Annotated in this window: 16 protein-coding genes; 6 read left to right on the plus strand and 10 right to left on the minus strand. The window is 35.8% G+C overall.

The features are described 5' to 3' along the window. Positions 1-431: 431 nt before the first annotated feature. From BW951_RS08215 to pth, 6 genes are all read left to right on the plus strand, one after another. Positions 432-1,256 carry a hypothetical protein gene (locus BW951_RS08215; protein ID WP_076391673.1) on the plus strand — a complete coding sequence of 275 codons (825 nt, stop codon included), beginning with the start codon at positions 432-434 and terminating at the stop codon, positions 1,254-1,256. An 8-nt stretch (positions 1,257-1,264) separates the two neighbouring features. Further along, complete coding sequence (locus BW951_RS08220; protein ID WP_076391675.1) at positions 1,265-2,077, plus strand: hypothetical protein; 813 nt, start codon at positions 1,265-1,267, stop codon at positions 2,075-2,077. A 3-nt stretch (positions 2,078-2,080) separates the two neighbouring features. Then, positions 2,081-2,824: a hypothetical protein gene (locus tag BW951_RS08225; RefSeq protein WP_076391677.1), complete on the plus strand. Its 744-nt coding sequence runs from the start codon at positions 2,081-2,083 to the stop codon at positions 2,822-2,824. Between the two features lie 140 nt (positions 2,825-2,964). Next, positions 2,965-3,816, plus strand: coding sequence for a hypothetical protein (locus BW951_RS08230; RefSeq protein ID WP_076391679.1), 852 nt, complete (start codon positions 2,965-2,967; stop codon positions 3,814-3,816). A gap of 102 nt (positions 3,817-3,918) precedes the next feature. Further along, positions 3,919-4,860, plus strand: a complete 942-nt coding sequence (locus BW951_RS08235; protein WP_076391681.1) for a hypothetical protein — start codon at positions 3,919-3,921, stop codon at positions 4,858-4,860. A 90-nt stretch (positions 4,861-4,950) separates the two neighbouring features. Next, the gene (pth, locus tag BW951_RS08240) at positions 4,951-5,514 is read left to right on the plus strand and encodes an aminoacyl-tRNA hydrolase (RefSeq protein WP_076391683.1); all 564 of its coding nucleotides are present in this window, start codon (positions 4,951-4,953) and stop codon (positions 5,512-5,514) included. Between the two features lie 48 nt (positions 5,515-5,562). Here pth and BW951_RS08245 read toward each other — a convergent pair whose 3' ends face one another. The 10 genes from BW951_RS08245 to BW951_RS08290 form a co-directional block, all read right to left on the minus strand. Next, positions 5,563-5,985 (minus strand): hypothetical protein, encoded by a 423-nt coding sequence (locus BW951_RS08245; protein ID WP_076391685.1) that lies wholly within the window; start codon positions 5,983-5,985, stop codon positions 5,563-5,565. Between the two features lie 172 nt (positions 5,986-6,157). Next, positions 6,158-6,796: a carbonic anhydrase family protein gene (locus tag BW951_RS08250; RefSeq protein ID WP_076391687.1), complete on the minus strand. Its 639-nt coding sequence runs from the start codon at positions 6,794-6,796 to the stop codon at positions 6,158-6,160. A gap of 53 nt (positions 6,797-6,849) precedes the next feature. Further along, complete coding sequence (locus BW951_RS08255) at positions 6,850-8,442, minus strand: SulP family inorganic anion transporter (RefSeq protein ID WP_076391689.1); 1,593 nt, start codon at positions 8,440-8,442, stop codon at positions 6,850-6,852. 140 nt (positions 8,443-8,582) lie between these two features. Beyond that, the gene (locus tag BW951_RS08260) at positions 8,583-8,882 is read right to left on the minus strand and encodes a hypothetical protein (RefSeq protein ID WP_076391691.1); all 300 of its coding nucleotides are present in this window, start codon (positions 8,880-8,882) and stop codon (positions 8,583-8,585) included. Positions 8,883-8,903: 21 nt separating this feature from the next. After that, the gene (locus BW951_RS08265) at positions 8,904-9,572 is read right to left on the minus strand and encodes a carbonic anhydrase (protein ID WP_076391693.1); all 669 of its coding nucleotides are present in this window, start codon (positions 9,570-9,572) and stop codon (positions 8,904-8,906) included. 245 nt (positions 9,573-9,817) lie between these two features. Beyond that, positions 9,818-10,375 (minus strand): serine acetyltransferase, encoded by a 558-nt coding sequence (locus tag BW951_RS08270; RefSeq protein ID WP_076391695.1) that lies wholly within the window; start codon positions 10,373-10,375, stop codon positions 9,818-9,820. A 42-nt stretch (positions 10,376-10,417) separates the two neighbouring features. Next, the gene (locus tag BW951_RS08275; protein ID WP_076391697.1) at positions 10,418-11,569 is read right to left on the minus strand and encodes a glycosyltransferase; all 1,152 of its coding nucleotides are present in this window, start codon (positions 11,567-11,569) and stop codon (positions 10,418-10,420) included. Next, complete coding sequence (locus BW951_RS08280; RefSeq protein ID WP_076391699.1) at positions 11,570-12,133, minus strand: acyltransferase; 564 nt, start codon at positions 12,131-12,133, stop codon at positions 11,570-11,572. Beyond that, positions 12,130-13,293 carry a glycosyltransferase gene (locus tag BW951_RS08285; RefSeq protein ID WP_076391701.1) on the minus strand — a complete coding sequence of 388 codons (1,164 nt, stop codon included), beginning with the start codon at positions 13,291-13,293 and terminating at the stop codon, positions 12,130-12,132. The genes BW951_RS08280 and BW951_RS08285 overlap by 4 nt, the downstream gene beginning before the upstream one ends. Further along, a complete protein-coding gene (locus BW951_RS08290; protein ID WP_076391703.1) occupies positions 13,293-14,132 on the minus strand; it encodes a glycosyltransferase family 2 protein in 840 nt (279 codons plus the stop codon). The genes BW951_RS08285 and BW951_RS08290 overlap by 1 nt, the downstream gene beginning before the upstream one ends. Positions 14,133-14,169 lie beyond the last annotated feature (37 nt).

Here is a 14,169-nt window from a genome sequence, read left to right on the forward strand (position 1 = left end):
GATTAAAAAATATACCGGATGACATGATTTTTGTCGTGTTTTTGTTTTTCTTACTGATCGAAAAAATTGGATTAAAAAAGGGATTTATTTTAGTCTTAAAAATTTATAAACCCTTCTATTTATCACTGTTTGTAGATAAATTTTTTAATTGGTAATTGTTTTTCCGGTTTATGTAACTGTTTTTATATTAATGAGATATATTTTTTTTGAAATACTGAGATTTTCATAAAAATCAGCCTATCTAATTCCTCAGTTAGAGACATTAATATAATGTTTTATTCAAAATAATGCCAATCCTAACAGTTGTTAGTAGTAATAATTCTACTTTTTATTGAATGCTCACTATGTCGTAATTAGTTAATTTCTATCGGCTTACATTTTTCAACTCTACTTTCTGTGTTGTTTTTTATTTATCTTTGCAGTCCCTTATTATGAAAAAAACTATATATAGCTGTGTAGCCGGATTGTTATTTTCTGTTACGGCTTACGCTCAGGTGGGAATTGGTACAAGTACCCCCAATGCTGTTCTCGATGTAAACGGGAAAACCACCTTAAGAAAAGAATTAAGAGTAGGAGGTACTTCTACTACGCTGGGTAATCCCGGTTTGAACGGACAGGTCCTGGTTTCTCAGGGTGAAGGTCTTGCACCAAACTGGAGATCGATCAATGTTACCTTTATGGAAGAAGGTCAGTATAAACTCATCAACTCGTATTTATCTTCCGATCAGGTGGGAATCAGTACGCTTTCTAATGGTGTTGCTGCAGACGGAATTTATAAAAATTCTGTCGGAAACGACATTACAGATGTTGCGAACGGGAAGTGGGTAAAAATTGCCGGTCTTGAGAATAATTTCACCATTAAAAACGGAAGAAACAGGCTCACGTATCAGTTCCAGACAGGAATTGAAATGAAGGCTCCGGCTGCTACGACTTCTCAGAGTGTTACTTTTGCCTGCGGTATATTCCGAAACAATAAGCTGGTTGCGGTACGTCCGGATAAAATTACTTCCAACAACAATACCGAGAAAGGAGGTTTTCAGGATTATATCTTCACGCTGAACTATACGGAGCAGAATGTTCCTGTAGGTACACAGAAAATTGAGGTTGCCTGCAGAAAAATTGAATCTTCAGATGTCAATACTCAGTTTACCATCGGAAAAAATATCTCGAATTCAAATTCAATTTCCAACGCATTCAATCTTGAATCCGATTTTAAAGTGGATATTATTGAATATGTAACGTATAAAAGTAACTAATCTCACCAATGAAAAAAATATTTTTAATTTTCTGTATTTCTGCAGGAATTCTATCTTCTGCGCAAATTGGTATCAAAACTCCGACTCCAAAATCTACCCTTGATGTAAATGGAGATGTTAATCTCAGAGATAAATTGTCTGTTTTCAATCCTACAGATAACAGTATTTCTCAGGGAAATAACGATCAGATATTGGTTTCTCAGGGAGCAGGAAATCCTCCAATATGGAAATCACTCCGTATTCCGGAATATGAACCGAATAAATTTTATTTAATTTTTAATAATTCCTTTTCAGATAAGACAGGGGTTACATTTTCCAGTACAGAAGAATCTAGCAACGGTGCAAGCAGATCTACGACTCTTGTAAAAGATACAAATTACAACAGTCTTAATCAGTTTAAAAAAATAGCTTCTTTATCGCAGCCATTCTTTGTATACAGTACAGAGAGTAAAACATATTTCCAGTTTGAAACGGTGGTTCAGGCAGATTTTCCGGCAAATACTTCTCCGGATATTTCCATAGATTATGCCTGCGGAATTTTTGTAGACGATAAACTGGTTAATCTCAGACAGAGAAATCTGAAGGCAAGTAGCGCATCCAGCACATTTATTACCCATAACCAGATCGGGATGGTACAGAATCTTTCAAAAGGACAGCATACGGTAAGTGTGGCGTGTTCCAGATTAAAATCTTATAACACTTCGGCAAATTTAGGTATTGGAATTAACGTAGCGAGCAATATTGACAGCTTTATTACCCAGTCTTCGCTTAAGGTAGATGTTTATGAAATACCACAAGTATTTAATTCAATTTTAAACTAAATCATGAAAAAAATAGCTTTAGTAATATTTTCTGCATTCTCAATAGGATATTATGCTCAAGTCGGTATAAAGACCACAACTCCTGTAGGTTTGCTTGATATCAACGGGGATCTGAACGTCAACAGAGAGATGAGAATGGGCGGAACAAACACTGTAAAAGGTTCTGCTGGAGTAGCCGGAACAATGTTTCATAATAATTCTGAACTTGGGGTAAATGACTGGAAGAGCATAAAAATTGCAGACGGACAAGGGAGTATGGCTTTATTTTCCATGAATACCGTTTCGGATCAGACAGGAGCTACTTTTAGCGGTGCTAATGGTTCTACTTCTCCTTATGCGGAAAATTCAGCAATTAATTCTAACTGGGTGGTACTTACAGGGACTCAGGATACGTATTCGGTAACCAATACAACCAATAAAGTAGTTTTCACGTTTCAGACTACGGCACAAAAAACCAATAATTCGAATTCTTCTTCAGGATTTGCCTGCGGAATTTTTGTAGATGATGTTTTAAAAGCTGTAAGAACCGATGTTTTGATCGGGACTGACGGTTCTTATAAAATCTATAACATGAACGCAACGCTTACGAATGTAACTCCGAAAAACAATTATAAAGTGAAGGTTGCCTGTACAAAAAGGAATCTGAACAGCGGAACTCTGGGAATAGGAACAGCAGTGAATACCAACTTTCTGAATTCCGATATGTCTCAGTCTGTTTTAACAACGTCTGTTTTGCAGCCTTATTAAAAACAGATTATTTTTCATAAATTAGAATCTAAAAGCGAAAGTTTTTAGATTTTTTTATTTTAAAGTGATATTTATTTAATGATTTTAAGGCTCTGATAGGAGAAAATAAATTATATTTGACGGCATTAAAAATTAATAATATGACCAAAAATTACATCCTGTCCACTTTTGCTGCAATTGCCCTTGGTTTTGTAGTTTCTTGTGACAATACAACGGAAGATCCACCGAATCAGAACAAGAATACAACATCCGGTACTACGATTACAGGACCCAGAATTTTATCTAAAGTAAACAATGGGACAAAAGATCTGGAGGAATATGTAACTACTGGAGGCGCACTTTCTCAGGTTTTTATCAGGGATGCCGGATCCAGCAATACGCTTACTTCTACCGTAACCTATTCAGGAACCACTATTTCTCAGATAAAAATTCAGGATAATGTAACTCCGCACGTTACGGATAATACATATGCACTTACGTATACAAGCGGAAAATTATCCGCTTTTACAATGGATCAGACCGTTATGGGAGTGGCCAATCACAGTGATTTTACAGTATATTATGATGCGAACGGAGCACTGTACAGGATTGTTGAGAAGAAAAAAATGGCAGGAAGTACTTCCTATACTCATTATACGGAACTTAAATTTACCTTTTCGGCAAATAATATCGTAAAAGCAGATTACACCACGATGTTGATGAGCGGAGGAACTCCTACAGCTTCCACAGCATCTACCACTTCTTACCTGTATGAAAATTACGATACTAAAGTGAACCCTTACACTACGCTTCCGAAGGAATATTTTATGGTATCTTCCACTATGACGCAGCTTAACGCTTATATGCTGTCTTCCAACAATGTAGGGAAAGTTACGATACAAAATCCTGCAGGAGCTGCCATTTCTTATCCTAAAGGGTATCTGTATGATTCACAGAATTATCCGGTTTCAGATCAGAGTCAGACAATTAAATACATCTATAAACCGTTATAAGAAGAATTATCTTTTAATAGTTTTATGATAATATGAATAAAAACGTGATTTTTATTCAAAAAAAAATTATATTTGTGAAAAAATAAATAATCCCCTATTGGAATGAAACGACTTTTTTATTTTGTTTTACTATTGGTAGGTATTTCTACAATTCATTCTTGTAAAGATTTATTGGATGAAGACGGAAATCCTCTGGTGGATATTAATGACAATACAAGACTGAATGGTCCGAGAGCTTTATACAGAGAGATCACAGACTCAGATACTTTAGCAACCTACTATTACAATGGTCTGCAGTTATCGAAAGTAGTAACAGACAGTATGAACTCTACTACAGATTTAGCATGGAGCGGAGACAAAGTAAGCAGAATAGATTTCAAAGGATTTTTGGATCTTAACGGAAACGGAAAATTAGATAAAGACAGTGTTATCTTTACACAGCAATTTACTTATGGAAGTACAGGAAGAATAGAAACCATTTCAGAAAATAGATCTTTCTTCAAGAGAAGTACTACAGCTCCATATACTCCTTTAGTACCAGGACCACAGACGCTTTATAAAAAGACAAAGACACTTTATACCTTAAAGTATGCTGCGGCAACGGCTAAACTGGATTCAATTATCATGAGAAACGGACCTGAAGCTTCAGGAACTCCATTTGTATATACCTCTTATTCAAAAACAAAATATGAATATGCAGGAGATAATGTTTCTAAAGTAACAAGAAATTACGGGCCAATGGGTTCAACTGGTTCGTTTGGATCTCCGACAACTAAGCTAGGATATGAGTTTACAAACTATGATACGAAAATCAATCCGTTTACTTTAATTCCGAATGCGTACAAAATTTCAAGACTGTTATCCACGGAAGCGAATGATGTAAAAAGCTGGATTTTATCACCAAACAGCCCTCAGAGATATTCCGTTACGGATTTAGGAACACCAATTCCTACACCGGTTGTATTCTCCACGAATTACAACTACGATGCACAGACTTATATGCAGAAAGGATATGGTGTAAATTACATCTACAAACCATTGTAAAAAGTTACAATTAAAATAATAAAAAACTCAATCTTCATGAAGGTTGGGTTTTTTTATTTGAAATCCTTTAATTTTGCAAAAAATTTCTCAATGAAATATTTAATAGTCGGTCTTGGAAATAAAGGCGCAGAATACGAAAATACACGTCACAATATAGGTTTTAAAGTTGCGGACAAATTAGCAGAAACCATGGAAGTTTCTTTCAATACCACCAATTTCGGCTGGATGGCAGATGGAAAATACAAGGGAAGAAGGGTCTTGGTCCTAAAACCGGATACTTACATGAATCTTTCCGGAAACGCAGTTCGTTACTGGATGCAGAAAGAAAACATTCCTCTGGAAAATGTTCTTATCGTAACAGACGATCTGGCTTTGCCTTTCGGAACCTTAAGACTGAAGGGTAAAGGCTCGGATGCAGGACACAACGGCTTGAAAAACATCAACGAAGTATTGCAGACACAGAATTATGCCCGTCTGCGTTTTGGAATTTCTGCCGATTTCTCGGAAGGAAGACAGGTAGATTATGTTTTGGGAACCTGGAATGAAGAAGAAAATGAAAAACTTCCGGAAAGAATTGAAAAATTCTCCAAAGCGTGTCTGTCATTTGTATTCGCAGGAATCAACAATACGATGTCTGCATTCAACGGAAAATAATTCTCCTAAAATAATATGTCAAAAACCTCTGGAAATGGAGGTTTTTTGTTACTTGTACACCACAATATCTTTTATGATTTTCTTTTCGAAGAAGTTTCTTTCATTAAGCGTAAAACGATAATTATGTTCCTGCTCAAAAAATTCTATCGGAGTTACAGGAGCCGTGTCGGCTTTCCATTTAATCACAAAACTTACTTCATTTGGAGAATTTAGCTCTTTATCTGAAAACCTGAAAATTGTACTCGGAAGAGCATTTTCCTGATCTTCTTTAATGTCGGATTTTGCTTTCTTAAACTGAAGCTGCTTCATGTCTTTCAGCAATAAAGAAAAAGGCTTTCCAATGTATTTTTGCTTATTGGTTTCAAATTTTTTGGCATATCCTAAAGTATCCGAAACCGCTTTTTGAGCATGAAGATCTGTAATAAAAAACAAAATACAGGTTCCCCAGAATATTTTCATCAGTATTTTCATGAAAAGAATAAAATTTAATAATCAAAAGTAAGATTTTACAGGCTATTTTCTTTGACTATTTTTAAAAAATAACTGTTCAAATAAAAAACAAAAGACCACCGAAATCCGATGGTCTTTGCGATTGTACTCTTAAAGCTAATTTCCAATCAATTTATCTAAACTATAACATTTCTTATGCTAACCAGGTTACAACGCCTGTTTCTACATCATAATTGGCTCCTACGATCTTAATTTTTCCTTCTTCTTCAAGTTTTCTAAGGGTAGAACTTTGCTTACGGATATCATCAATCGCATTAATTACGTTATGCTGATTCAGTCTTTCCAAAAGATCTGCATTGGCAGAAGAGCGCTCTTCTCCTTCTTCAATAATATCGTTGATAATCGGGTTGAAATGATTGATCAGATGGTTGAGGTTATCCATTCCCAAACCTTCGATTTTTGCTGCATCAAGACCGCCTTTTAAAGCGCCGCATTTTGTGTGTCCCAATACTACGACAAGCTTTGAACCTGCAACGTTACAACCGAATTCCATAGATCCTAAAATATCCTGATTAACGAAATTTCCCGCAATTCTGATGCTGAAAATATCTCCCAATCCCTGATCGAAGATAAGCTCTGCAGAAGTACGGCTGTCGATACAGCTTAATACTACCGCAAAAGGCCATTGTCCTTCACGGGTTGCGTTTACCTGCTCCAGAAGATCTCTGTTAGCCTTTAAGTTATTTACAAATCTCTGGTTTCCTTCCTTTAAAAAGTTTAATGCTTTTTCAGGAGTAATCGTCGATTGCGTTTCGGATGTATGTGCTTTCATATAATTTTTATTAAATTGAATTTTTTAAAAGTATAAAATTTATTATTTTGAGCTTACATTGCTCTTTTATGCGTAACTAAAATGTGAGATTCTTCGTCTCTTTCATAATCTCTGTAAGACGTTTTAAATCCTAACAATTCAACCGTAATGTCTTCTTCTTTTGCACGGATATTGGCAAAATCCTGAATCATTTCCAAAACGTCGGTTGCGATGTAGGACGTTTCTCTTGCATCAATAATTACTTTAGAATTCGGTTGAATGTTTTTCAATGTTTTTTTGATAGCCGCTTTATTTAGGAAAGAAACTTCTTCCGCCAGTTTCATTTTTATTTCATCTGCATCATCCAGCTTTTCACGGCTTAAATAATAAGCTCTCTTCATATTTCCCTGAAGAATATAGAATACTGAAATAGCAAGACCTATTCCAACGCCTTTTAATAAATCGGTTGCCACAACAGCCACCACCGTTGCAATGAAAGGAATGAACTGAAACTTTCCTAAATGCCAGAAATGTTTAAACGTAGCAGGTTTTGCCAGTTTATAACCTACCATAATTAATACTGCTGCCAAAGTCGCCAGTGGAATTAAATTTAAAACCACAGGAATCGACAGAACGCAGATCAGCAATAAAATTCCATGAATAATGGTCGATAATTTTGAAGTCGCTCCCGAATTGGCATTTGCCGAACTTCTTACCACCACAGAAGTCATCGGAAGTCCGCCGATAAACGAACTTATTAAATTTCCGATTCCCTGAGCTTTTAATTCCAGATTGGTGTCGGTAATTCTTCTCTGTACATCCAGTCTGTCGGAAGCTTCAATACAAAGCAGGGTTTCAATAGAGGCTACAATAGCGATTGTTGCTCCTGCAATCCACACTTTCGGATTGGTGAATCCGTTAAAATCCGGCATCGTCACAAGATTTTTAAAATCATCAAAAGACTGGGGGACCGGTAAGGAAACCAAATGCTGGGTCTGGATTTCTAATGAACTTCCTGTCATTTTAAAGATCTGGTTCAGGATAATTCCTGTTACAACGGCAACCAAAGCTCCGGGAAGCATTTTAATTCTTTTAAGAGCCGGAACTCTGTCCCAGGTAATCAGAATCGCTACCGAAATTAAAGTGATGATAATAGCACCCGGCTGAATCGCTCCGAATAATTCTGTAAAATATCCGAAATTTAGACCATTGTCGAATATAGATTCATGTCCTTCATAATCCTTATCAAATCCCAAAGCGTGGGGAATCTGTTTTAGAATAATGATGATCCCGATTGCAGCAAGCATTCCTTCGATAACGTTATTAGGAAAATAATTGGAAATACTTCCGGCTCTTATAAATCCTAAAATCAATTGAAGCAATCCTGCAATAATTCCGGCACAAAGGAAAAGTTCGAATGCGCCAAGATCTGTAATGGCAGTTAAAACAATTGCTGTTAATCCCGCTGCAGGACCTGAAACGGAAATATTGGAATTACTGATGGATCCTATAACAAGACCTCCTACGATTCCGGCGATGATTCCGGACAAAGGCGGGGCTCCAGAAGCCAATGCGATCCCTAAACATAAAGGAAGCGCTACTAAAAATACCACGAGTCCTGAAGGGAAATTCTCCTTAATTCCTCCGATTAATGATGTTTTTTTCATGATGAAAATGCTGTGAATAGTGATCTGTTTTTATGAACAGACCGTTGTAAAGTTTGGAAAATGTAATTTTTAAAGCACGTGTTTATTCAATATCAATGGTATGACAAAGAATAGCTATCAAAAAAATCTAACGGTAAAAATTACGCTTCCGGAGGCGGAGAAAATATGGTAAGCAATGGAGACAGATGAAAAGAATCGTCTATCAGTACAAACGATCTGTCTTCCAGTGAGGGTTCATAAAACTTCAGATAATCGAAAACATCCAGAGTTTTAGGAAGTGTTTTTTCGTAAACTATAAAAGTTGAGGGGTGGGAATGTGGCTCTTCTTCATTAATTACTACATTGGTTCTTGTAAGATCCCAACTGAAAACTGCGGCAATACTCGGTAAAGCCGTAAAGTTGAGAAAAAACAGTAATGTAATAATACTCCAGAGTTTCATTTTACATTCTTTATATAAAAATTATTTGGTCTTTCTGCTCATTACCCAGTCTGAGCTGGTAAGGTTATAAATTTTCTGGATATCTTTTAATATTTTCTCAAAATCGATCTCCAGATCGATGATTTTTCCGGTTCTCAGATCGAAAACCCAACCGTGAACTACGGGATATTCCTCTAAAATATATCTTTCCTGTACACACGCCATTTTGATAACGTTAATGCACTGTTCCTGTACGTTAAGTTCTACCAGTCTGTCGTAGCGTTTGTCTTCGTCTGTAATAGAATCCAGTTCAGCCTGATGCAATCTGTATACATCACGGATGGTTCTTAACCACGGATTCAGCAATCCTAAATCCTGAGAAGTCATCGCTGCTTTTACACCTCCGCAGTTGTAATGTCCGCAAACAATAATGTCTTTTACTTTAAGGTGTTCCACGGCATACTGAATAACGGCTGTAGAACTCATATCCAGAGTATTCACCACATTGGCAATATTTCTGTGGACAAAAACTTCTCCCGGTTTGGCTCCCATCAGTTCTTCTGCAGTCGCGCGGCTGTCTGAACATCCGATGTAAAGATAATCCGGATGCTGGGTTTTGGCAAGATCATGAAAAAACTCCGGGTTTTCCGCGATTTTAGACTCTACCCATTTTCTGTTGTTTTCAAAAATAGCTTTGTACGACTGTGACATAAGAGCTTTTTAAAGGATTAATTATTTATTTGGTTTAAATTATTTTCAAAATCAATAGACCAAATCGATAATGATACAAAAATATAATTTTTGACCAGATTCTAAATACTTTTAACAAAGTTTAATATTAAAATATGCTTAAAATCATAAAAGAGGTCATAAAATTATGTTTTTTTATATGGTTTGATGATTCTATGATAAAATTACAAACAATTTGATGATGATAGCTAAAATATTTTTATTTATCAGATCTTATTATTAATATACCCTTCAGTTGCGTTTTCGGATTCATAAATTTTTGCCGGATTACCCATCACGACAGAATTTTCAGGTACATCAAAATTTACGTAGGCATTTGGCGCGATAAGAACATTGTTTCCGATGGTAATTCCTCCCACGATAACGGCATTGGTTCCAATCCATACTTCATCTCCAATGGCTGGAAATCCCTGATTTTTTCCGCGATTCTGCTGTCCGATGGTTACGCCTTGTGCAATATTGCAGTTTTTTCCGATTTTAGCATTGGGATTGATCACAAGACTTCCCCAATGTCCAAGATAAAAACCTTCCCCGATTTCTGTTTCGGGATAGATCTGGAAGCCGTACTTAATCTGATAATGTCTTAAAACGAGTTTCCAGAAAATATTCAGCAACGGCGTTTTTAGATATTGCTGGCTCTTTCTTAAAACATAAATAAAATGAAGGTTCGGATTGATGCATTTTGCCCAGATTTGAAATGGAGAAAGCCATTTTCCGCTTTCCCGGTAAAAATCTTTCTGAAGAATGGAATAGTTTTCTGCCATACCACAAATGTAATAATTCTACAGGTTTAAATTTTTAATCAGTTACAATTCATCCACAATAGAAACAATTTTGCTTACGGAATTTTTCAGATTAAAAGGCATTTCATAATTCATAAGTCTTTCCGAATATTTGTTGAAAAACTCAGGTTCAGATAATGCTTTCATCATTCCGTTATAAATTCCTTCTTCAGAATTTTCCACAATGAGACCCAATTCACCATCGTTTAACATTTCATTGGCTCCGGAAACGTCAGTAGAAATAATTTTCTTTTTCAGGGTAATGGCTTCAAAAAGAACAGTCGGAAAGCCTTCGTATCTTGAGCTTAAAATATAAAAATCAGCATTTTTAAAATAAGGATAAGGATTGTCTGTAAATCCTAACATGGTTGCTGTTTGATCAACACCAAGCTCAGATTTTAATTTTTTAATGTTTTCAAAATCATATCCGTCGCCGACGATTAAAACTTTGTGCTGAAAACCTTCATCCAAAAGTTTTTTATGAACTTTCAATAACCTGTCGAATCCTTTTTGTGGAAAAACAGTTCCGACTGAAATAAAGGTAGGAACATTCTGATCAAACTGATAGTTTATAACTGGAAGGTCTGCTTTGGCAAGAAACTCTTCGGTGTCTAAAGGATTGTAGATTTTTACAATTTTTTGTTTTTCAGTTTCATTTTTTGCCAGACTTTGGAAAAGCTGCTCTATCTTTTCAGAAATCACCATAATTTTGTCAAACCCAAAAAACTTACGGATCTCATCATCGGTATAGCCTTTCACCTGTGAAAGATCATTGTGAATCCAGACAATTTTTTTTGAACTTTTTAAAGGAGATCCTAAAATTTCATCCCGCATCCCATGAATGGCAGCAAACTCTATGTCGTACTGCTTATTCTTTAATTTACTCTTATAAAGAAGATTCGGAAATTTTTTAAGGATCTTTTCATGGATTACCCGCGCTGCTTTTCTGGGGATTTCATGAGGACGGTTGGTGGTAATCATTTCGCCTTGATGAAGATGCAGAATATTGATCCAACCGGGAACTTCAGGCAGATATTTTCCTGAATTCAGATTCAGCAGCAAATCAATCTCATACTTATCGGAAGGCAGATTTTTCAAAAAAGTCACCAGAACTTTTTCTGCTCCGCCATGACGCAGAGAGCCTATACGGATAAGAATTTTCTTTTTTTCAGCCATTTATTTCTTTACAGGTTTGTAAACATGAGGAATGTTTTCTTTAATGTAAGCTTCAAGTTTTGCTCTTTCAGGCTCCAGTTCTCTCGGGTACATTACATTGTTTTCCAGTGCTTTATCTCCATATTGTTCCACCGTACAAATAAATTTTGCCGGAGTTCCGGCATAAACAGAATTGTCGGGCATACTTGAATTGAGTACGGAACCGGCTCCCAAAATACAATTGTCTCCCATCTGTGATCCGGGAAGAAAGATGCAGTTGTTTCCTACAAAACAGTTCTTTCCGAGTTTTATCCTTCCGAAATTTCTTGCATCTTCATACTTCTCCATGCTTCGGATGACGTACATTGCACCATCATGGTTGATGAATTTGCAGCCTGCCGTAATTTTTGTCCTGTCGCCGATTTCAATTAAAAAAGGTTCTGAACCAAAATCAGGAGCTTCAACAAAAATTACATCTTTCCCCACCTTCAGTCCTCTCGCAACAGAAATTTTAATATAAATCTTCTGAATGATCTTTTGATAGGTGGTATGAATTTTCAGAATAAGACGGTAAAGGAAAATCATTGTTCTTTTTTTGCTAAATTAATAATGATATTTTCTACAGCATTAAAAATCTTCTGATTATCAAACTGTTCTTCAATATTGATGAGATTTTTCTTGATTTCGGCAATTAATTCGGGTTCTGTAAGAAATTTTTTCATCGATTCATACATCTCTTCCGTTTCATAATTGATGAGATAGCCTGTCTTTCCGTGTTCTATCATTTCAGGAATTCCTCCTACGTTGGTTGAAATAATTGGTTTTTGAAGGATCAGACTGTCGGCAATAATCAGAGGCCAGCTTTCAGATTCGGATGGAAGGATGAAAAAATCTGCATTTTTTACATGAGGATAAGGATTCATGGAAGAACCTAATAATTTGAAGCTTTCCGTCACACCAAGATCTTCTGTCTGCTTCTTTAAATTGTTCATTTCCTCGCCGTCACCGATCACGATAATATGATGATCAAAACCATCTTTCAGTAATCTTGCGTGCGCTTCCATGAGTTTATGAAAACCTTTTCGGCTGTGAAGTCTCGCAACAGAAACGAAAACAGGTTTGTTTGGTAAGTCAGGTTTAAAAGCTAAAGCTTTCTGTTTTAATTCATCAATAGGAATCGCATTTAAGATAACCTGATTTTCGGGAATTTTAAGATCAGGATAGGTTTCAATTAAAATATCCTTCGTTTGCTGAGATCCGAAAATAAAATAGTCAAATTGAGGAATCTGCTTTAAAATTTCAGGAACCAAAGGCTGAAGTTTCGGCAAAGTAATATCGGAGTGAAACCAGCCTATTTTCTTTGATTTTTTATTAACAGAATGGAGAACCGCAGAAAAAGCAGCGTAAGTAGGAGCTATTTCTACATCATATTCATCATTAAGAATTTTCTGAGCGATGGAAGGATTTCTCAAAGCATTCTGAAGTCTTAATTTTCTTTTTGCTAACTGTAGTTTTTGGATAAGCGGATTTTTTGAAAGATCTTCTCTGCCTTCTGTAAGATAAATTTTTCTTACATGAGTGGGAATTTCGTTTCTCAGCTCTCCCTGATTCATATTTAAACAGATCGTCATGTCGAATGTATCTTTGTTAAGATGATTCAACATACTTAAAACTACTTTTTCCACACCGCCCATTTCCATAGAACGATGCCTGAAAAGCACTTTTATTTTATTATTTTTCGTCATTAACTAAAGATTTGTTGAGCAAGTATGATCAGTTTCTTTTTAATTTTAAATGCAATGGAATTCTGATATTCTAAAAGTCTGTAGATTTCCTGAGAACTGTTGTACTCTTTCGGGATTGTCTTTCCGTTTATGGAAGATAATTTTCTGCGTTTCATGGTATTGAAAATGACTTTGGCAAAATATTCCCTTGATTTGGGGCGGTTGTCATTTTGAGAAATACCTCCGGAATGAAGCCTGTAAAGATAATTTACCTCGTTAATAAATTTTACCTTACCTTTTTCATACATTTTTAAATATAAATCCTGATCTTCAGCAATCTTCATTTCCGTGTTCATTTTTTCCGTCTGATTATAAATGCTCTTTCTGAAACACACGAAATGCACAATATTTACAGGGCAGTTGAAAAAAAACGGACTGTTATTAATAACCTGCTGAGCGATTTTAGGAACCTCCAGAATTTTCAGATTTTCATCACATTTTGCAAATTTGCTGTAAGTAAGGACAACATTTCGTTGCTTTTGAAAAATTTTTATGCTTGAAGAGAGCGCATTCGGTGTAATAGCGTCATCAGGATCTACAAAGCCGCAAATATCACCTTCCGCCAGTTCAATCAGTTTGCTTTTTGTGATTCCTACACCGCTGTTTTCTTCATTTCTGTAAATTTTAAAACGTTCATCACTGCCGGTTAATTTTTTAATTACCTCCACGGAATCGTCTGTAGAAGCATCATCCAGAATAATCGCTTCCCAGTTTTTATAATCTTGTGCTATAATAGAATCATAGCATTCTTTAAAGAATTTTCCATTGTTGTAATTGGCAATCAGAACAGAAAACTTCATCTTATTGTGTTAATAAATTTTTACAAAGATAATTATA

Source organism: Chryseobacterium gambrini (genome assembly GCF_900156825.1).
Lineage (GTDB): Bacteria > Bacteroidota > Bacteroidia > Flavobacteriales > Weeksellaceae > Chryseobacterium > Chryseobacterium gambrini.

Excerpts from the sequence above, each read along its gene's own strand:
- BW951_RS08265 (WP_076391693.1), bottom strand. The coding sequence starts at position 9,572 with ATGTCACAGTCGTACAAAGCTATTTTTGAAAACAACAGAAAATGGGTA.
- BW951_RS08230 (WP_076391679.1), top strand. The coding sequence starts at position 2,965 with ATGACCAAAAATTACATCCTGTCCACTTTTGCTGCAATTGCCCTTGGT.
- BW951_RS08270 (WP_076391695.1), bottom strand. The coding sequence starts at position 10,375 with ATGGCAGAAAACTATTCCATTCTTCAGAAAGATTTTTACCGGGAAAGC.
- BW951_RS08215 (WP_076391673.1), top strand. The coding sequence starts at position 432 with ATGAAAAAAACTATATATAGCTGTGTAGCCGGATTGTTATTTTCTGTT.
- BW951_RS08260 (WP_076391691.1), bottom strand. The coding sequence starts at position 8,882 with ATGAAACTCTGGAGTATTATTACATTACTGTTTTTTCTCAACTTTACG.
- BW951_RS08290 (WP_076391703.1), bottom strand. The coding sequence starts at position 14,132 with ATGAAGTTTTCTGTTCTGATTGCCAATTACAACAATGGAAAATTCTTT.
- BW951_RS08225 (WP_076391677.1), top strand. The coding sequence starts at position 2,081 with ATGAAAAAAATAGCTTTAGTAATATTTTCTGCATTCTCAATAGGATAT.
- BW951_RS08275 (WP_076391697.1), bottom strand. The coding sequence starts at position 11,569 with ATGGCTGAAAAAAAGAAAATTCTTATCCGTATAGGCTCTCTGCGTCAT.
- BW951_RS08255 (WP_076391689.1), bottom strand. The coding sequence starts at position 8,442 with ATGAAAAAAACATCATTAATCGGAGGAATTAAGGAGAATTTCCCTTCA.
- pth (WP_076391683.1), top strand. The coding sequence starts at position 4,951 with ATGAAATATTTAATAGTCGGTCTTGGAAATAAAGGCGCAGAATACGAA.
- BW951_RS08250 (WP_076391687.1), bottom strand. The coding sequence starts at position 6,796 with ATGAAAGCACATACATCCGAAACGCAATCGACGATTACTCCTGAAAAA.
- BW951_RS08220 (WP_076391675.1), top strand. The coding sequence starts at position 1,265 with ATGAAAAAAATATTTTTAATTTTCTGTATTTCTGCAGGAATTCTATCT.
- BW951_RS08280 (WP_076391699.1), bottom strand. The coding sequence starts at position 12,133 with ATGATTTTCCTTTACCGTCTTATTCTGAAAATTCATACCACCTATCAA.
- BW951_RS08235 (WP_076391681.1), top strand. The coding sequence starts at position 3,919 with ATGAAACGACTTTTTTATTTTGTTTTACTATTGGTAGGTATTTCTACA.
- BW951_RS08285 (WP_076391701.1), bottom strand. The coding sequence starts at position 13,293 with ATGACGAAAAATAATAAAATAAAAGTGCTTTTCAGGCATCGTTCTATG.
- BW951_RS08245 (WP_076391685.1), bottom strand. The coding sequence starts at position 5,985 with ATGAAAATACTGATGAAAATATTCTGGGGAACCTGTATTTTGTTTTTT.